Source organism: Robertmurraya sp. FSL W8-0741 (assembly GCF_038004005.1).
GTDB lineage: Bacteria > Bacillota > Bacilli > Bacillales > Cytobacillaceae > Robertmurraya > Robertmurraya siralis.
On record NZ_JBBOQG010000001.1, the window covers coordinates 1,912,803 to 1,931,526 of the forward strand.

General features: G+C 39.4%; 21 protein-coding genes. 18 read left to right on the top strand and 3 right to left on the bottom strand.

The genetic code is table 11. From position 1 onward, the window contains the following. Window positions 1–263 precede the first annotated feature (263 nt). The 7 genes from NST02_RS09195 to NST02_RS09225 all read left to right on the top strand — a co-directional run bounded on the left by NST02_RS09195 (window position 264) and on the right by NST02_RS09225 (window position 7,044). Window positions 264–902 (top strand): class I SAM-dependent methyltransferase, encoded by a 639-nt coding sequence (locus tag NST02_RS09195; RefSeq protein ID WP_095306905.1) that lies wholly within the window; start codon window positions 264–266, stop codon window positions 900–902. A gap of 15 nt (window positions 903–917) precedes the next feature. Then, window positions 918–1,619: a 5'-methylthioadenosine/S-adenosylhomocysteine nucleosidase gene (gene mtnN, locus NST02_RS09200; protein WP_095306904.1), complete on the top strand. Its 702-nt coding sequence runs from the start codon at window positions 918–920 to the stop codon at window positions 1,617–1,619. Between the two features lie 115 nt (window positions 1,620–1,734). Further along, entirely contained in the window at window positions 1,735–2,658 is a 924-nt protein-coding gene (locus NST02_RS09205; protein ID WP_095306903.1) for a PLP-dependent cysteine synthase family protein, read from the top strand. 1 nt (window position 2,659) lies between these two features. Then, a complete protein-coding gene (locus NST02_RS09210; RefSeq protein ID WP_095306902.1) occupies window positions 2,660–3,799 on the top strand; it encodes a bifunctional cystathionine gamma-lyase/homocysteine desulfhydrase in 1,140 nt (379 codons plus the stop codon). A gap of 438 nt (window positions 3,800–4,237) precedes the next feature. Beyond that, window positions 4,238–4,378, top strand: a complete 141-nt coding sequence (locus tag NST02_RS09215; RefSeq protein ID WP_340948787.1) for a YrzI family small protein — start codon at window positions 4,238–4,240, stop codon at window positions 4,376–4,378. A gap of 768 nt (window positions 4,379–5,146) precedes the next feature. Beyond that, the gene (locus NST02_RS09220; RefSeq protein WP_095306900.1) at window positions 5,147–5,839 is read left to right on the top strand and encodes a FadR/GntR family transcriptional regulator; all 693 of its coding nucleotides are present in this window, start codon (window positions 5,147–5,149) and stop codon (window positions 5,837–5,839) included. Further along, window positions 5,836–7,044 (top strand): CynX/NimT family MFS transporter, encoded by a 1,209-nt coding sequence (locus NST02_RS09225; RefSeq protein ID WP_137743861.1) that lies wholly within the window; start codon window positions 5,836–5,838, stop codon window positions 7,042–7,044. Before NST02_RS09220 ends, NST02_RS09225 begins: the two co-directional genes overlap by 4 nt. 124 nt (window positions 7,045–7,168) lie before the next feature. Here NST02_RS09225 and sigK read toward each other — a convergent pair whose 3' ends face one another. Then, window positions 7,169–7,888 (bottom strand): RNA polymerase sporulation sigma factor SigK, encoded by a 720-nt coding sequence (gene sigK, locus NST02_RS09230; protein WP_095306899.1) that lies wholly within the window; start codon window positions 7,886–7,888, stop codon window positions 7,169–7,171. A gap of 219 nt (window positions 7,889–8,107) precedes the next feature. Here sigK and NST02_RS09235 point away from each other — a divergent pair, with 219 nt between their 5' ends. The 3 genes from NST02_RS09235 (at window position 8,108) to NST02_RS09245 (ending at window position 11,360) form a co-directional block, all read left to right on the top strand. Beyond that, window positions 8,108–8,263, top strand: coding sequence for a hypothetical protein (locus NST02_RS09235; protein WP_170211302.1), 156 nt, complete (start codon window positions 8,108–8,110; stop codon window positions 8,261–8,263). A 166-nt stretch (window positions 8,264–8,429) separates the two neighbouring features. Further along, window positions 8,430–10,232, top strand: a complete 1,803-nt coding sequence (locus NST02_RS09240; protein WP_095306898.1) for a M3 family oligoendopeptidase — start codon at window positions 8,430–8,432, stop codon at window positions 10,230–10,232. A gap of 336 nt (window positions 10,233–10,568) precedes the next feature. Then, window positions 10,569–11,360 (top strand): phosphatidylserine decarboxylase, encoded by a 792-nt coding sequence (locus NST02_RS09245; protein ID WP_095306897.1) that lies wholly within the window; start codon window positions 10,569–10,571, stop codon window positions 11,358–11,360. A gap of 33 nt (window positions 11,361–11,393) precedes the next feature. Here NST02_RS09245 and NST02_RS09250 read toward each other — a convergent pair whose 3' ends face one another. Then, window positions 11,394–11,534: a sporulation histidine kinase inhibitor Sda gene (locus NST02_RS09250; protein ID WP_095306896.1), complete on the bottom strand. Its 141-nt coding sequence runs from the start codon at window positions 11,532–11,534 to the stop codon at window positions 11,394–11,396. Between the two features lie 393 nt (window positions 11,535–11,927). On the opposite strand from NST02_RS09250, the gene NST02_RS09255 reads away from it, so the two are divergent. The 8 genes from NST02_RS09255 (at window position 11,928) to NST02_RS09290 (ending at window position 17,037) form a co-directional block, all read left to right on the top strand. Beyond that, entirely contained in the window at window positions 11,928–12,449 is a 522-nt protein-coding gene (locus tag NST02_RS09255; protein WP_095306895.1) for a YqeG family HAD IIIA-type phosphatase, read from the top strand. Further along, on the top strand, window positions 12,446–13,549 hold the full coding sequence (gene yqeH, locus NST02_RS09260; protein ID WP_373315017.1) for a ribosome biogenesis GTPase YqeH: 1,104 nt from the start codon (window positions 12,446–12,448) through the stop codon (window positions 13,547–13,549). Before NST02_RS09255 ends, yqeH begins: the two co-directional genes overlap by 4 nt. A gap of 24 nt (window positions 13,550–13,573) precedes the next feature. Beyond that, entirely contained in the window at window positions 13,574–14,413 is an 840-nt protein-coding gene (gene aroE, locus NST02_RS09265) for a shikimate dehydrogenase (RefSeq protein WP_095306894.1), read from the top strand. Continuing rightward, a complete protein-coding gene (gene yhbY, locus NST02_RS09270) occupies window positions 14,407–14,697 on the top strand; it encodes a ribosome assembly RNA-binding protein YhbY (protein WP_137743860.1) in 291 nt (96 codons plus the stop codon). Before aroE ends, yhbY begins: the two co-directional genes overlap by 7 nt. 116 nt (window positions 14,698–14,813) lie before the next feature. Continuing rightward, window positions 14,814–15,386 (top strand): nicotinate-nucleotide adenylyltransferase, encoded by a 573-nt coding sequence (locus tag NST02_RS09275; protein WP_095306892.1) that lies wholly within the window; start codon window positions 14,814–14,816, stop codon window positions 15,384–15,386. Beyond that, the gene (gene yqeK / locus NST02_RS09280; RefSeq protein ID WP_137743859.1) at window positions 15,373–15,951 is read left to right on the top strand and encodes a bis(5'-nucleosyl)-tetraphosphatase (symmetrical) YqeK; all 579 of its coding nucleotides are present in this window, start codon (window positions 15,373–15,375) and stop codon (window positions 15,949–15,951) included. The genes NST02_RS09275 and yqeK overlap by 14 nt, the downstream gene beginning before the upstream one ends. Next, window positions 15,944–16,297, top strand: a complete 354-nt coding sequence (gene rsfS, locus NST02_RS09285; RefSeq protein WP_095306890.1) for a ribosome silencing factor — start codon at window positions 15,944–15,946, stop codon at window positions 16,295–16,297. Before yqeK ends, rsfS begins: the two co-directional genes overlap by 8 nt. After that, window positions 16,294–17,037 (top strand): class I SAM-dependent DNA methyltransferase, encoded by a 744-nt coding sequence (locus NST02_RS09290; RefSeq protein ID WP_095306889.1) that lies wholly within the window; start codon window positions 16,294–16,296, stop codon window positions 17,035–17,037. The genes rsfS and NST02_RS09290 overlap by 4 nt, the downstream gene beginning before the upstream one ends. 767 nt (window positions 17,038–17,804) lie before the next feature. On the opposite strand, the gene comER is transcribed toward NST02_RS09290, so the two are convergent. Continuing rightward, window positions 17,805–18,653 carry a late competence protein ComER gene (comER, locus tag NST02_RS09295; protein ID WP_095306888.1) on the bottom strand — a complete coding sequence of 283 codons (849 nt, stop codon included), beginning with the start codon at window positions 18,651–18,653 and terminating at the stop codon, window positions 17,805–17,807. Between the last annotated feature and the right edge of the window lie 71 nt (window positions 18,654–18,724).

Below are 18,724 nucleotides of genomic sequence, written 5' to 3' on the forward strand. Positions count from 1 at the left end.
TACTGGTTCTTTCCAGTTGCACTGAGTACTAAAAAATTTTATTGCTTCAACCCCGCGAATATTTTGCGCCTTCATTAATCCAAAGATCATTCATTTGTGAAAATACTGTCAAGAAGCAACAAACTTTTTTATTTTGAAAACGAATCAATTTATTGCCTAGGTCTGCTTCATGTGGTACATTAAGAACGTATTTTTCACAAAATCATAGTATACTCATAGGAATTATTATATTTTAAAATATATCAAATTTGGAGAGTGTCGGTATGGGAAAAGAATTTATTGAGCTATTTGAACAATGGGCCGACCACTATGATGAAACAGTAACAGGCCATGATCTGGAATATAAAGAAGTATTTCGACATTATGAAGCCATTTTAGCTGAGGTAGCCAAACGCACTTTCGGGCATGTTATTGAATTTGGTCCTGGTACAGGAAATTTGACAGAAGAGCTGCTTAAAAGAGGGAGAACGGTTACAGCCTTCGAGCCTTCTCCTGCCATGAGGAATCTTGCGCAAGAAAAGATCGGAAATCGGGCAGAAATTAAAGAGGGCGATTTTTTAAGCTTTGAATTCAAAAAGAGTGTGCAATCCATTGTCAGTTCATATGCATTTCACCATTTAACAGACAAAGAAAAAGCGGAAGCTATTGCTGCTTATGGAAACATCCTCGAATCAGGTGGTAAAATAGTGTTTGCGGATACGATGTATGAATCGGTTGAAGCATATAAGCAAGCGATTAAAGACGCTAGCGAAAAAGGCTTTCACAATTTAGCGGAGGATCTGGAACGGGAATATTATACAACCATTCCCATTTTAAAAGAGATGCTAGAGGCGAATCATTTTACAGTATCCTTTGAAAAAATGAATGATTTTGTCTGGATTATGGAAGCATTAAAAAAATAAGAAAGAGGTATGAACATGACAATTGCCATTATTGGAGCCATGGAAGAAGAGGTTACTTTATTAAGAGAGAAGATGGAAAATAGGACTGTAGAAACAATTGCTGGATGTGAATATACTCTAGGCACAATAGCTGGAAAAAAGGTTATTTTGCTTCGTTCAGGGATTGGTAAAGTAAATGCGGCAATGTCAACATCGATTTTATTAGTAAAATATAAGCCTGATTACGTTATCAATACAGGATCCGCCGGAGGCTTTCATCCTCAATTAAATGTTGGTGATATTGTCATTTCTGATGAGGTTCGTCATCATGATGTAGACGTTACTGCCTTTGGGTATGAATATGGGCAAGTTCCTCAGCTTCCGCCTGCTTTTGAAGCAAATGGAGAATTAGTTCAAATCGCGCAAAAAGCAGCGGCTGAAATTGATGAAATTCAAGTCGTAACAGGTTTGATTGCAACAGGGGATTCCTTTATGAGTGATCCGAAACGTGTAGAGGCAATTAAAGATAAATTCGTCAACCTGCAAGCTGTTGAGATGGAAGCAGCTGCGATTGCACAAGTAGCCTATCAGTTTGGAATACCGTTTGTTATTATTCGGGCGCTTTCTGATATTGCAGGAAAGGAATCTGATCTGTCATTTGAACAATTTTTAGAAAAAGCTGCTATCAATTCTGCTACACTGGTGCTTAAAATCGTGGCTGCGATTGCGAAAAGCTAAAAACGAAATTTATACATTTGCGAAAACCAGAAGGAGCAATATTTTAATGCGGCACTTTTCGCTATCCAATGGGAGCTATGTTCGCGAAAAGAGTCTTTCATAAAGGGTGAGAAGGTTGAACGTGTATAAAAATATTCATGAACTCATCGGGCGTACTCCAATGCTGGAAATTAGCCAATTTCCGCTTCCCGAAGGGGTTCGAATCTTCGCTAAGCTTGAGTTTTTTAATCCTGGAGGAAGCGTAAAGGACCGTTTAGGAGTGGAGCTTCTCCATGAAGCATTAGCGGCAGGTAAAATAAAGGAAGGCAGTACAATTATAGAGCCCACTGCTGGAAATACGGGAATTGGACTAGCGCTGGCAGCGATTCATTCTGGAATTCGCGTGATGGTTTGTGTTCCTGAAAAATTTAGTTTGGAAAAGCAAGAGCTAATGAAGGCTTTAGGAGCAGAAATCGTTCATACTCCGACAGAAGAGGGGATGCGAGGGGCGATTAAGAAGGCAGATGAATTGCTTCAACAAATTCCTAATTCATTTTCGCCACAGCAATTTGCCAACCCAGCAAACCCCAATACGTATTATAAGACGTTGGGACCAGAAATTTGGGAGCAATTAGATGGACAGATTGATATATTTATTGCTGGAGCAGGTACGGGTGGTACCTTTATGGGAACGGCACGGTATTTAAAAGAGCAGAATGAAGATATTAAAACAGTGATCGTAGAGCCTGAAGGATCGATTTTAAATGGAGGCGAATCTGGGCCGCATAAAACGGAAGGGATCGGAATGGAATTTCTCCCAGAATATATGGAGACAAGTTACTTTAACGCTATTCATACAGTCTTAGATAAAGATGCTTTTACGCTAGTCACAGAGCTTGCCAGGAGAGAAGGTTTACTAGTGGGGAGTTCATCTGGAGCGGCTTTCTTCGCTGCCTTAGAAGAAGCAAAGAACGCCCAAAAAGGGACTAATATTGTCGTGATATTTCCAGATGGTAGTGAAAGATATTTAAGTAAGAAGATTTATGAAGGAGGAATTTAGGATGAAACGCAAAACAATGTTAATTCATGGCGGAATCTCAGGAGATCCTGCGACTGGTGCTGTTTCAGTACCGATTTATCAGGTAAGCACATATAAGCAGGATGGTGTTGGTGGTCATAAAGGGTTCGAATATTCCCGTACAGGTAACCCGACCCGTCATGCCCTGGAGGAGCTTATAAAAGAGGTGGAAGGGGGCCATGCTGGTTTTGCATTCGGTTCAGGAATGGCAGCGATTACTGCGGTTGTCATGTTATTTAATAGCGGCGACCACATTGTTCTGACCGATGATGTATATGGTGGGACCTATCGGGTCATTGCTAAAGTTTTGAACCGCTTTGGCATTGAAGCTACTTTTGTCGATACAAGTAATTTAGAGGAGATCGAAAAAGCAATCAAAGAAAATACAAAGGCCGTTTATATCGAGACACCGACGAATCCATTGCTGAAAATTACGGACATTCGCGAAGCCGCAAAGATAGCAAAAAGGCATCGGTTATTAACGATTGTGGATAATACATTTTCAACCCCATATTGGCAAAATCCAATTGAGCTTGGAGCGGACATCGTCCTCCATAGTGCTACGAAATACATTGGCGGTCATTCTGATGTTGTAGCTGGACTGGTGGTTGTTAACAGTGAGAAGCTTGCTGAGGAGTTGCATTTCGTACAAAACTCTACAGGTGGAGTGTTAGGGCCGCAGGATTCTTGGTTATTAATGCGAGGAATGAAAACGCTGGGAATTAGAATGGAAGAGACAGAGGTCAACACGAAAGAAATTGTTGCATTTCTTGAGCAGCATCCTCGTGTTCATAAAGTCTATTATCCTGGGTTATCAATACATCCAAATCATGAAATTGCCAAAAAACAAGCAAGAGGATTCGGGGGTATGGTTTCCTTCGATGTCGGAAGTGAAGAGAATGCGGATAAGCTTTTGCGAAAGGTGAAATATTTTACACTTGCAGAAAGTTTAGGCGCTGTGGAAAGCCTCATATCTGTGCCTGCTCGGATGACACATGCCTCTATTCCAAAAGAGCGTCGTGCTGCGTTAGGGATCACTGACGGCCTAGTGCGAATCTCAGTGGGCCTGGAAGATGTGGAGGACTTGATTGATGATTTAAAACAAGGATTAGAAGAGGAATAAAAGCTTGTTTAATAAAATAGGCAAAAAAAAGGTTTACAATTATTAAAATTGTGGATATAATTACCACTAGAAGCGAAATATTCTAAAAGGAGGTCGAAGAAAATGATGAAGTTTAAAGGAAGTTTATTAATTGAATTTGCAATTTCATATGCATTATTTTCACATTCGACCGACAAGGAATGGATCGCCTAATTTATGACCTTTTATAAATAAGCATTCATGCCGCAGGGAGAATTGTGTCCTGCGGCTTTTTATGCACTTTTTTAGCCGCAGTTCGAAAGCTCTGCGGCATTTTTGTGTCCAAAAAGGTTAGGTAAAGTGGAAGGAGGGTATTGATAAAGGTGATGAATCAAAATAACATGGAGCTTTCATCGTATCAATGCATGTTCGATGATTTCAGTCCTTCGCTACTGAATGGATTTAAAGGAGGTGATAGGTATGACACTTAATATTTTATTCTTTACTATGACAATCAAAAAACGAAATATTACCCTTGAAGAAGCAATTCGTGATCAGCAGGCAATGGATGCATATGAACAGGCAAAAACACGGGTATTGGACGCTCAGCGCTTATTTTAAAATTTATTCTAAAAAAATGATAGAAAGGTGGGCATAATGATGATGTTTTTAATGCAAAGGAGAAATGGAGTATTTTGGGTGGAGAAGGATACTACCTAACGAAACGGCTAATATGTTAGGAGTGAGCTTATGTATTTAAAGGTGTTGTTGTTGACCCTTGAATTTAAGCTGATGAAAAAGAAAAAATAAATAGTTTACTTTAACAGAATGTTCACATTCCACCAACGTTATTACGTTATGAATATGTTAAATTCGAATTAACAACATATTTAAATCATATGGGGTGTGGCAAAATGTTTTTAATTGTGATGGGTTTTGTCGTTTGTGGAACAATCGGTTTAATTATTGCATCGGAAGTTACAACTGTAGAGGAATAAAAAAGAAGAAACTGTCTGAAAAGACCAAAAAAGTAGTGATGAAAATGAATAGTTTTCACCGCTACTTTTTTTGAGTGTTTGATTTTCTCTGAAAGAAACTGAAAACCACCCGTTAATTGAAGTCTTCTTTCTTTTGATTGCTTGGCAGGCCATTATCCAACTGACTAGAGGCGATTTTAATTATTCTAAAAACCTCCAATTAATGCTTTCTCCTTTTTATAGCATCCAGAATTGCTTGATTTTGTTCAGTTATTGGGCGAAATCACAAATTAATCTTCCTCTTTCTTTGATGCGTTTATTTCATTTTATTGTTTTAATATAAGAGGAATGATAAAATGCCTATTAACCAAACATCCTATGTTTGATAATTCTAATACCGGAGGATGGGTTCATGCTTCAGAAACCAAATCGACAAACGCTTGTTGAGCAAGTTGCATTACAAATGGAAAGTTTAATCGAATCTGGTAATTGGGGAGTAGGGATGCGCATTCCAGCCGAGCCAGAGTTGATGAAAGAGTTGAATATTAGCCGAAATACGTTAAGGGAAGCAATTCGGGCATTAATACATTCCGGACTTTTGAAGACGAAACAAGGTGACGGAACTTATGTCTGTTCTTCAAGTGCTTTAGGTGCAGCGATGAAAAGACGCATTTTGCGTTCGGATACATTACAAACGTTAGAAGTTAGACATGCTCTCGAACGTGAGGGAGCTCATCTAGCTGCACAACGCAGAACAAGCGGTGAGGTGCGTGAACTTCTTGTCCAGTTGGAACGTTGTGAGGAAGCGGCAAAATCAAGTGATATTGACCGTTTTGTAACGGAGGATATACATTTACACCAAATAATCATCAAGGCGTCTCATAATGAAATATTGATTGAAATATACAGCCATATTGCTGAAGCATTGCAAGATTCAATTACAAGCTTGACTCGTTATGAAGCTGGCGCGAATTTCTTGGAAATACATCGGCAATTGGTCGAAGCGATTGTCGACCAGGATGCTGATCGTGCCGTAGAAGCAGTTCATTGCTATATCCAGGAATCAAAAGAAGTTATCATCAAAGAACAGGAGGAGCAACCATGACTGTGCACAGCGATGCAAAATTAACTGCTTCAAAACAGTCGTATTCATTGGGGTGGCCGATTATTTTAGGCATCGTCCTTATTTCATTGACGATGCGGTCACCGTTAACGTCGGTAGGCCCATTGATCGGATCCATTCGCGAATCCCTTGAGTTGTCAAATACTGCTGCCGGCCTGCTCACAACATTGCCGTTGCTTGCTTTCGCGATTCTTTCACCGTTCGCGCCTATTTTAGCGCGTCGTTTCGGGATGGAACGAATCATGCTTTATGCATTGATTTTGTTAATGTTTGGTATTGCAATCCGTACGTTGCCTGCAATCGTTCCATTGTTTGTTGGCACCATTTTGCTTGGACTCGCGATTGCCGTGTGCAACGTGCTAATTCCAAGTTTGATTAAACGGGATTTTCCTCGTAAAGTTGGTCTTATGACAGGGATGTATTCAGTGTCCATGAATTTATGCGGTGCGATTGCATCAGGTGTGAGTATTCCGCTTGCCCATAATCTTGGTTTAGGTTGGAATGGCGCACTTGGAATTTGGGGATTGCTCGTTCTAATATCCATGCTATTTTGGCTACCTCAAGTTCGGGTGAGTCGAGCGTCAGCTGGGATGGCAAGTAACGGTGTGTCGGTTCGGCGAAGTCTGTGGCGCTCACCGCTGGCTTGGACGATTACACTTTTTATGGGATTGCAGTCACTGCTTTTTTATGTATTGATTGCTTGGTTACCTGAAATCATGACAAGCCGAGGCTTAAGTGAGGACAGTGCTGGTTGGATGCTCTTTTTATTTCAAATGGCATCGCTGCCTGTATCATTTGTTGTCCCGATCGTTGCAGGACGCATGAAGAACCAACGTTTGCTCGTTTTAATCATGGCTTTCCTGTTTTTTGTTTCATTGGGTGGTCTTTATTTCAGCGATAATATACTTATCTCGTTATGGACAATTTTATTAGGAATTGCTGGGGGATGTGCGTTCAGTTTAGCTATGATCTTTTTGAGTTTACGGACAAAAAATGCCTCTGATGCCGCTTCTTTGTCCGGTATGTCGCAATCGGTTGGGTATTTGCTGGCAGCGACAGGACCGACTTTGTTTGGGTTGTTCCATGACATTACGGCTAGCTGGCACCTTCCGATCCTATTGTTGCTTATGGTCAGTGTTCTCCTTTTTATATTTGGCCTAGGTGCGTCAAATGATCGTACAGTTTAAGATGCTTTTTTCAGGAAAGCTCATACTTAGAAAACCTACGAATTGCCGAGATGAATCTTTTCATCTAATGATAGTTTGATAAAATGAAATAGAAGCCGGATCTATAGACCGGCTTCTACAAGCTTTATCTTCCTTCTTTTCGTTTTTCTTTCTCAGCCCGATAAAATTCATGAAACATCTTCATCAGTGCACGCTTTTCAATCCGGGACACATAACTCCGGGAAATTCCAAGCTCTTTTGCGATTTCGCGCTGCGTTTTTTCCTTTTTTAAATCTAAACCAAATCGACCGACAATCACTTCTCGTTCACGGCCATCCAACACATCAATGTATTCCTTGACCTTTTCCAGCTCCATATTCAATTGAATGGTGTCGATGACATCTTCAGAATCAGATTTTAATACATCAATGAGAGAAATTTCATTCCCTTCTTTGTCCTGCCCAATCGGATCATGAAGAGAAACATCCTTTTTTGTCTTTTTTAAAGCTCGCAAATGCATTAATATTTCGTTTTCAATACAACGAGCAGCATAGGTGGCAAGCTTTGTCCCTTTTCCTTCTGAATAGCTCTCAATCGCTTTGATTAATCCGATTGTACCGATGGAAATCAAATCCTCTGAATCTTCACCCGTATTTTCAAACTTTTTCACAATATGGGCCACAAGTCGTAAATTATGCTCGATTAGCATATTGCGAGCATGGCTATCACCTTCAGCCATTGAACGTAAAAATTTCTTTTCATCTTCAGGTGATAATGGTTGAGGAAAGGCGTTGTTCTTTACATAAGAGACAAGAAAGAAAATCTCTTTAATCAAGACTCCAAGTGCAGTCAAAATTCCAGACATATTGGCACCTCCGCTAATGTAACATTCGCCTATAACTAATACCTATGTGAAAGCGTGTTTGTTTTTGTCTGTCCCATAAAGATATTTTTTATGATTAATAAGTGTAGCTTTCCATTTTCTCCTTTGAACAGAAATCGACAGTTGCCTATACAGTTGGCAGGCTGTTGCATAGATTATTAATAGAGGATTAGTGGAGTCTCGATTAAAGGAGGTTGTGAGATGGCTTACGGATATCCGGGTCCTTACGCATATCCATCCCCTTATCCACCTCCATACTATCCTGGAAGTGGTGCGTGGGCGGCGTTATGGATTGTATTGTTCGTCCTTTTATTAATTTTCTTTGGATGGTGGTACTTCGGGGGGTACTATCGTTAAGTTGGAAAGAGTTTTGATATCACCTTTTTAGCAGTAGGCAAAATGCTTGCTGCTTCCATTTTGGCACTAGTAATCTTTAGACTAACGAAATATATTGTGATATACTAAAAAGAAATTTCTGAAAAGAGTAAATTTTTTATAGTGTATATAAATGGGAGGAAATTACATGGCGGAAAATACATATTCAGAAGTATGGGATTTAGATGTCTTTTTTGAAGGAGGAAGTGGCTCACCCAAATTTGCGCAGCATTTGCAGGAAACGAAGCAGCTCGTTGCAGAATTCAAAGCGCTTGTTTCGAATTGGGAGCCGAAAAATGTGGTGCGAGAAGATGCAATTGATCTTAAGACAATTGTTGATAAATTTGAAGTTGTCACGAAAAAAGTTCGCCAAGCGGGTGCATTTGTAAGTTGCTTACAAGCCCAAAATACAGAGGACTCAAAGGCTGATGTTTTAAGAGGAGATGTCACCGGTCTTAATGCTGAATTCCAAATTGTCTTGACAGAATTGAACCAAAAGTTAACGACGATTCATGATGATGTCTGGGCTGGCATTGTTGCCCAAGAGCGTTTAAAAGAGCTTTCTTTTGTCTTATCTGAAGGAAGACGTTCAGCGAGTGAAAGGCTTTCAAAGGGCGAAGAAACCCTTATTAATGCTTTAAGTGTTGATGGATATCATGGCTGGAGCCAAATGTATGATGTCATTGTCGGTACAATGAAAGTAAATGTGAATGAGGATGGAACAACGAAGGCATTGTCAGTAGGGCAAGCTGCTAACAAATTCTCTAACCCAGACAGAAGTGTACGCAAGAATGTCTTTGCAGCTTGGGAAACGGCTTGGGCTGATAAATCCACTTATCTGGCAAAAACATTAAATCATTTAGCGGGTTTTCGTTTAAATGTGTATAAACAACGCGGTTGGGAAGAAGTAATTAAAGAACCGCTTGATATTAATCGAATGAAAAAGGAAACATTGGATGCGATGTGGCAAGTGATCGCGGATAATAAAATGCCTCTTGTGAAATTCTTAGAGAGAAAAGCAAAGCTGCTTGGTCTCGGTAAATTAAGTTGGTATGACTTGGATGCACCACTTGGACAAGCAGATAGCAAAATTTCATATCAAGAAGGAGCAGAGTTCATCCTCGAACATTTCTCTAAATTTGGGGATGAAATGACAGCTTTTGCGAAAAAAGCATTTAAAGAGCGCTGGATTGAGGCGGAGGATCGAGATGGAAAAAGCCCTGGTGGTTTCCATACGTATTTCCCTGAAGACAGTCAGTCAAGAATCTTTATGACGTATTCAGGTACTCCCTCCAATGTTTCCACATTGGCTCATGAGTTAGGACACGGTTTCCATACATATGCAATGAGAGATTTACATACATTAAATCGTAATTATGCGATGAATGTTGCGGAGACAGCGTCCACGTTCGCAGAGATGATTGTTGCAGATGCTGCCGTGAAAAATGCAAGCTCTGAAGAGGAGCAGCTTGCGCTTCTTGAAGATAAGATTCAACGTTCCGTCGCACTATTGATGAATATCCATTCCCGTTTTCTTTTTGAAACAAGATTTTACGAAGAAAGAAAAGAGGGTACTGTTAGTGTGGAGCGCTTAAATGAATTAATGACAGAGGCGCAAAAAGAAGCCTACGGTGGGGCGCTTGAAGAATACCATCCTTTTTTCTGGGCTTCAAAGCTACACTTTTACATTACAGGTGTCCCTTTTTACAACTTCCCATACACTTTCGGTTACTTATTCTCATTAGGCATTTATGCGAAAGCTATAGAAGAAGGGAAAGGGTACGAAGAAAAATATATTGCTTTATTAAAAGATACAGCCTCAATGACTGTTGAAGATTTGGCTCTCAAACATTTAAATGTGGATTTAACAAAACCTGATTTTTGGCAGCAAGCAGTACAACTTTGCATTGATGATGTTGAAGAATTTTTACGATTGACAGAAGGAAAATAATGAAGTAAAGAACAGTACTCAGAGATGGGTGCTGTTTTTTTGTGAGTAGGATCGAATTTGTAGTTGTGGCTTCCAGCATATTTAACGTCTAGGACAAGCTGAAAAGTCTATCAACCTTTATGGGGACTTTGTTTCAAAGGTGCGCTGCTCCATAAGCCAAAAATTGTTATCATCTTATCTGTTTAACAAAGCGCTTGTTTTAATGTTACCTGCGTCTCATCAAGGCAATAAATATGGTATGATAAAGCGGGTATAGCTGAATTTAATATAGTATGATACAATACAGTTTTGTCTAAACGTTGATTGATAATGAGGTAATTAATGGAGGAATGCGATTTGATTCAATGGTTTTACCGAAATTTAATTGAATTATCGAATGGAAGGTGGACATCTTTTTTGTTGAAAAAATTGGCTCAATCGAAAGCGAGTCGATGGTTCATTCCTTCTTTTGCGAAAATATACAAGGTCAATGTACACGAAATGGCGACCCCGATAGAAGAGTTCACGACTCTTCATGATTTTTTCATTCGAAGATTGAAGAGAGGAGCTCGGACGATTGACGCTGGTGTAAACTCTATTGTAAGTCCGGTAGACGCTGTACTAGAGGATATCGGTTCGATTTCCCCTGAATTAACCTTGACTGTTAAAGGGAAGGAATACTCCGTTATTGAAATGCTTGGTAGCGTCGAAAAGGCACAAAAATATATGAATGGAACTTACTTTCTGCTCTATTTAAGTCCTAGTCACTATCATCGCATACATAGCCCACTCTCAGGAAAAGTGGTTGGTGAATGGACTCTAGGCAAGAAATCCTACCCGGTAAACCGCTATGGACTTAAATATGGCAGAGAAACGCTCGCAAAAAATTATCGTAAAATTACTGAGGTTGAACATGATTCCGGTGTAACAGCAATTGTGAAAGTGGGCGCGATGTTTGTTAATTCGATTGAATCGATTCATATGGGTGAGCAATTGGAAAAAGGCGAGGAAATTGCCTACTTCACTTTTGGTTCGACTGTGATCCTCTTATTTAATCCTGATTCAATTGAACCATTGCAAAAACACGTAACACCAAGGGAAGTAAAGGTTGGTGACGTGCTCTGCCTTATGCGGACCAAGCAAAATTAACAAAAAGAAAAGCCCTTTTGGGCAAATAGTAAGTTATGAAGAGGCTTTAATTTTATGAGTTAAAGAACGACGGTGAATTTCTGTTTCAATTAGAAGGATGAAATCTTTTGATAAATTCAATTCTTTCGCTTTGAAATAGGATTCAACTAGTAATTCATCTGACAGCTTTCTCATGTCAGAATTCACCTCCTCAATTACTCGTTCTAAAAAAGGGTGAATATACATATTATGTAAGTTCCCTTTGTTGTATTCTTACTCTAACAAAAATATGAAGGTAGAACAACCGTTCCGTTTATCCACAGTGTTCGGTGGATAAGTTGTGATTAAAATGTTTATAAGTTATGGGAAACTATATAAATCAATGTGGGATATGTGAATAAAGTTATCCACAACTGTTGAAAAGAGGCTTTTTGTGTCGAAAAGTTTTTCCGCTATCGTGATTTTTTACTTCATTTCGACGTATTCTGACGCAGGGAGCGGCTTGTATAATAGAATTGCTTGCACTCCTTCTTACACAAAAGTAAAATTGGGAATAAAACCGAGATAAAGAAATTGAGGTGTCTATCATTGTTGAAGATATTTTTACCGGATCAGCATGTAAAAAGTATTTTCCAAATCACTCCTGAAAAACTAAAGGAGCAAGGGATAAAGGGAATTATAACGGATTTGGATAATACTCTAGTGGAATGGGATCGTCCCAATGCAACACCAAAATTAACGGAATGGTTTGAAATGATGCGAAAGGAAGATATTCGCATTACAATTGTTTCGAATAATAATCGAGAAAGGGTCCAAGCTTTTTCCGATCCCCTTAATATTCCGTTTATCTTTCAAGCGCGTAAACCACTTGTAAGAGCTTTTCATAAGGCTGTTCAGAACATGGGGTTGAGGAAGGAAGAGACCGTTGTGATTGGTGATCAGCTGCTGACGGATGTACTAGGCGGGAATCGCGGTGGATTTCATACAATATTAGTCGTACCAGTTGCATCAACCGATGGCTTTTGGACAAAATTTAATCGAATGATCGAAAGAAGAATATTAAATTGGTTTCGTAAAAAGGGCATGATTGTTTGGGAGGAAAAATCTTGAGTGAGCAATACATTTGTATAGGTTGTGGAGTTAAAATTCAAACGGAGAATAAGGAGCAAATTGGCTATGCGCCAAAGTCGTCTCTTGATAAAGAGGAAATTGTTTGTCAAAGATGTTTTCGTTTGAAGCATTATAACGAAGTACAGGATGTAAATTTAACGGATGACGATTTTTTAAAAATACTCAATGAACTTGGGAAAAGAGATGCGCTAATTGTAAAAATTGTTGATATATTTGATTTTAACGGTAGTTGGCTACCTGGTTTGCATCGTTTTGTAGGAGATAACCCCATCCTTCTAATTGGCAACAAGGTTGATCTTTTGCCTCACTCTGTTAAACCGAATAAATTGATTAACTGGATGAAGCAAGAAGCCAAGGAATTGGGGCTGAAGCCAAAGGATGTTTTTCTTGTTAGTGCGGAGAAGGGACATTTTATTAAAGAAGTAACAGAAGCGATCGACAGCTATCGTGAAGGCAAGGATGTCTATGTTGTTGGCTGTACGAATGTTGGGAAATCAACCTTTATTAACCGCATTTTAAAGGAAGTAACGGGAGAAGGCGATGTCATTACAACCTCCCACTTCCCAGGAACAACGCTTGATATAATTGAGATCCCTTTAGCTGACGGGAAATTTTTGGTGGATACTCCAGGAATTATCAATCATCATCAAATGGCTCATTATATTGATAAAAGAGATTTAAAAGTAATCACTCCGAAAAAGGAAATTAAACCGAAAATTTATCAATTAAATGAAGGACAGACTCTCTTTTTTGGTGGCTTAGCTCGTTTTGATTATATTAGTGGCGGCAGAAGTTCGTTTGTTTGTCATGTTTCGAATCAAATTCAAATTCACCGTACAAAGCTTGAGAAGGCTTCTGATCTTTATGAAAGGCATAAAGGGGAGATGCTGACTCCACCGCGTAAGGAGCAGATTGATTCCTTCCCACCGCTCATTAAGCATGAATTCACGATTAAAGAAGGGAAAACGGATATTGTTTTTTCAGGACTTGGCTGGATCACTGTCAATGATCCTGGAGTGAAAGTAGCGGTCTACGTTCCAAAAGGGGTCTACGCAATGCTTCGTAAGTCACTTATATAAGGATAGAAAGGATTGGGGAGGGGAATGAAAAAATTATACGCTGTAATTGGAAATCCGATTGCCCATTCTATGTCGCCTCTCATGCATAATGATTTATTTCAGCACTATGGAATCGATGCTCATTATCAGGCATTCGCGATTAAAGAAGAGGATTTGGCTGAAGCGGTTAAAGGATTTCGTGCGATGAACATGAGTGGATTTAATGTAACTGTGCCCCATAAAGTTGCCATTATTTCACTGCTCGACGATGTTGACCCATTGGCACGTTCGATTGGAGCCGTTAATACGGTAGCCAATGAAAATGGACGCCTAATTGGGTATAATACCGATGGAAGTGGCTATGTTAAAGCTCTCAAATCAGAGTTACAAGAGCTTAAAGAGAAGAAGGTGTTAATCATTGGCGCTGGAGGGGCAGCACGGGCAATATATTTTACCCTCGCTTTCGAAGGTGTAGCCCATATTGATTTGACAAATAGAACTCCGACTAAAGCGGAGCGTCTTGTAGAAGAATGTCCATATCATGCTAAATCGAATATTCTGAGTCTGAATGAGGCGGAAGAGCAATTGGCAGCATATGATATTATTATTCAAACAACATCTCTTGGCATGTCTCCGAATTCTGAATGCAAAGTATTATCATTACATAATTTAAAGGAAAGTGCTTTTGTGAGTGATATTATTTACAACCCGTTAGAAACAGAGCTATTACGCCAGGCTAGAGATAAAGGTGCAAAAACACAAAATGGGATTCAAATGTTTGTTCAGCAAGGAGCGCTTGCTTTTGAAATATGGACAAATGTAAAGCCGGATATTAATCGGATGACGAATAAAGTGTTACAACAACTAGGAGGAACCATATGTTAACTGGAAAACAAAAAAGATTTCTTCGCTCGAAAGCTCATCATCTTACCCCGATCTTTCAAGTGGGGAAAGGCGGAGTGAATGAAAATATGATTAAGCAAATTAGTGAAGCGCTTGAAGCAAGGGAACTTTTGAAAGTAAGCGTGCTTCAAAATTGTGAAGAAGAGCGAGGCGCAGTTGCAGAAAAGCTCGCAGATGGTTGCGTAGCAGAGCTTGTACAAGTAATTGGTAACACAATTGTTCTCTACAAAGAGTCAAAAGAAAACAAAGAGATTGTGCTGCCTTAATGGTACTTAAAAGCAGGCAATTAGTTCCCAGGGGTATAGCTATTATTGCCTGTAGGACTATGAATTCTTTTAGGTAGGGTGCTAAGAGCCTATCTTAGTGGTTTGGAGGTGTGTGAATGAGGAAAATTGGATTATTAGGAGGAACTTTTGATCCCCCGCACCATGGTCATCTTCTCATTGCAAACGAGGTTTTTCATGAGCTGGAGCTTGATGAGATATGGTTTCTTCCTAATCAGGAGCCTCCTCACAAGAAAAAATCCGCTCTGATTTCAACTGAGGATCGATTGAATATGCTTAAATTAGCGCTTGAAAATGTCGCCTATTTTAAAATTGAAACGATTGAACTGGAGCGTCCTGGCCCGTCGTATACGTACGACACAATCCAGCAATTAAAAAAACTGCATCCTGATAAGAGCTTTTATTTTATTATTGGAGCGGACATGGTCGAGTATTTGCCTAAATGGTATAAAATAGATGAATTGGTGCATATGGTGTCCTTTGTCGGGGTGAATAGGCCAACTTATCAGGACAAAACTTCGTATCCGATTATTCATATTGATATTCCGGAGTTTCAAGTTTCATCTAGCTTAATTAGGGAGAGAATTCAAGAAGGGAAATCGATCCGCTATTTGCTTCCAGACACCCTGATTGAATATTTGAAGGAGAATCATTTATATGAATCAAAGTGAAGCGTTGGCAATCGTAAGAGAGCATTTAACAGAGCATAGATATCAACATACGATTGGTGTCATGGAAACAGCAATACTTTTAGCGCGTCAATATGGGGCTGATGAGAAAAAAGCAGAAGTCGCCGCGATTTTTCATGATTATGCGAAATTTCGGCCAAAGGAAGAAATGAAACAAATTATTCTCGCAGAGAAAATGGCGCCTGAGCTGCTCCAATATAACAGTGAATTATGGCATGCCCCAGTCGGTGCTTTCTTAGTTGAAAAGGAAGTTGGTATTGCGGATATGGAGATTTTAAATGCGATTAAATATCATACCTCTGGTCGAGTTGGAATGTCTATACTGGAAAAGATTATTTATTTAGCCGACTATATTGAACCAGGGCGCCAGTTTCCAGAAGTGGAAGAAGTAAGGGAGCTCGCCAACAAGGATTTGCAGCTTGCTTTAATAAAAGCGGTGCAGAACACGATCTCATTTCTAATGAATAAAAATCAGCCTATATTCCCAGATACATTTCACACATACAATGATCTAATTGCAAATAGGAGGACTTTAGTTGATGAATGATAACCAATTATTAACGATAGCGGTAAAAGCTGCTGATGATAAGCGTGCAGAGGACATTGTTGCACTTAATATGAAAGGGATTTCTTTAATTGCCGATTATTTTATAATTTGTCACGGAAACTCTGACAAACAAGTGCAAGCAATTGCGCGGGAAATAAAAGAAAAAGCTGTAGAAAATCATTATGATGTGAAGAGAATGGAAGGCTTTGATGAAGCGAAATGGATTTTAATTGACCTTGGTGATGTTGTAGCACATGTCTTTCATCGTGATGAAAGAAGCTATTATAATCTGGAACGTCTTTGGGGTGATGCTCCTACCCTTAATATTCAGAGTGAACTCTCATGACTTATGAGCGATTTGCCTATTTATACGATGAGTTAATGAAAGATGTTCCGTATGAACAATGGGTTCGCATCGTTAATGATAGTTGCCAAAAATACAATATTTCTGGGAAAAAGCTGTTAGACCTAGCTTGTGGTACAGGAGAATTATCACTTCGTTTGCAAAAGCACGGTTATACAGTGACGGGAGTCGATTTATCTGCTGACATGCTCACTGTTGCACAGGCAAAGGCAGCTGATGAAGGACTAGCGATTGATTTTTTTCAGCAAAATATGGTTGAACTTGATTTGCTGACAAAATATGATGTAATAGGAGTATTTTGCGATTCTTTGAATTATTTACAGACAGAGGAAGAGGTGAAGCAAACCTTCCGTCAGATTAAGCAGTTTCTCAAAGAGGATGGTTTGCTAATTTTTGATGTTCATTCCCTTTATAAAATAAATGAAATCTTCCTAAATGAAACATTTACATATGATGATGGCGGTATTTGTTACATTTGGAACTGTTTTGCAGGGGAATACCCCGGTAGTGTGGAGCATGAATTAACCTTTTTTGTTGAGGAGTCTTCAGGGAAGTATGAGCGGATTGACGAGAATCATACTCAACGCTCATTTGCGCTTGAAACGTATGAGCAATGGTTAATTGAAGCTGGTTTCACTGTGCTCGAAAAAATTGGTGATTTTGCAGGGAAACCACAAGCCAATTCTGAACGTGTCTTTTTTGTTGTAGCTCATAAATTATAATTTTTGGCAGCACTGTTTTTACATAGAAACGCTGGGATTTTGAACTGAACTTAATACAGCTCAGAATTCCAGCGTTTTTTTTTACGTTCTTCCCTATCCGGTTGAATGTCCGAATGTCCCTGCTATTCGGAACCAGAGCATGCAAAAAAGTCGGTAAAAAGTCCGAATGGAAATCTACACAAAACTTGCAATTTGTTCAAACCCATGCAATTTAACGAGATTGAAATCCATTCGGTTGTGTTTTAGGTTTTCACATTTTTGTTCCAATTTATGATGGTCTTCTTTCCTGTTCAAAACTGTCCAAATAGGGCTTCTATTCTCCCCGGTTTATCAAGCATATATGGTCTGAATCCTTCTTCCCCATTCGGGCCCTCCTACGCAAATTTCCCTACCTTGCGCTTGATTGCGGATTTCTAGGAATGATAATCGAAAAAATGCAAAGGAAGAAGTAAGCTTCATTTATGCCTCTTGCTTTATTTTTGAAACTCTTCAGGCAGCTCGAGTTTGTCCGAAGGAAAACGACTTTGAATCATCATCGAAAGGAACAATCTGCTTTCCGATTTTTCCGAAGGTGCCCCACGCTGTTATTCTTACCACCTACTTTGATTAGTTTCATCTCTAGCCTATTTTACTTATGCTGTTTTTCTCAATTTTTTTTGCTTAACACTTTCATAAAACTCAAAAACAACATACCAATGCTTTTGACACAAAATCGCTACAATTCTTTTCATTTGTGAAAGGATTTCATCGTAATGAGTCGAATTATTTTAATATCTTGGACTCTTCTGTTCTTCTACTGTGGCGAAAGCTGCATTGACCTCTTGTAGATCTTCAGCAAACTTTACATGTGTTGCCTGAAACAGATGCTCAAATACTGATCCAAGCTCATTTTCCAACACTTTAATCCCTTCTCCTGTTACTCCACCTTTCACACTAACCTTTTCCTGTAAAGACTCAAAAGTATAGAACTGTTTGCTGAGGAGAGCACCTAGCCCTATCAGCATTTCACCTGCCATTTTTGTTGCTGACTCCCGGTCTATATTGGTTTCGGATACGGCAGCATCAATGAATCTTCTTGTTAAATAAGTAAAGAATGCCGGTCCGCAGCTAACGATGTCAGATGAAACCCGCGTTATATCTTCATCAATGATAAGCGGGGTGGAAATTTTCTCGAATAATTGTATTAAGTATTGTTGCCACTGAGGTTCGCATTGTTCGCTAAAGGTAAGAAGTGAGACTCCGGCCAGAGCTCGGTTGGTAATGCTTGGGATTGCCCGAGCTGTTGAACAGGGAAGGAGCGATGCCAGTAATGAAGTGTTGAGCGGACTTGTAATAGAAGTTAGACATTGTTCTTTGTTTAAAAAGGGAAGTATTTCTTGAATCACATCATACATATTTCCCGGCTTCACGCAAAGGAAAAGAAGATCTGCTTCCTTTGCTACCTCCGTAGCATCATGGGCTATGTTAATAGCTGGATAAAGCTCCTGGATCGCAACTGCCTTTGAAATCGTACGATTGGTCATAATGATCGAAGAAGGGGATACGGCTTTTCCATCGATAAAGGCTTCGATCATAATTCTCCCCATGTTGCCTGTACCAATAATCCCAATTTTCATGATTACAGCCCTCCTTCTTTATTTGAAAACCTCAAAATTAACCCATTAGTATAACGATATGAATTTTGTGA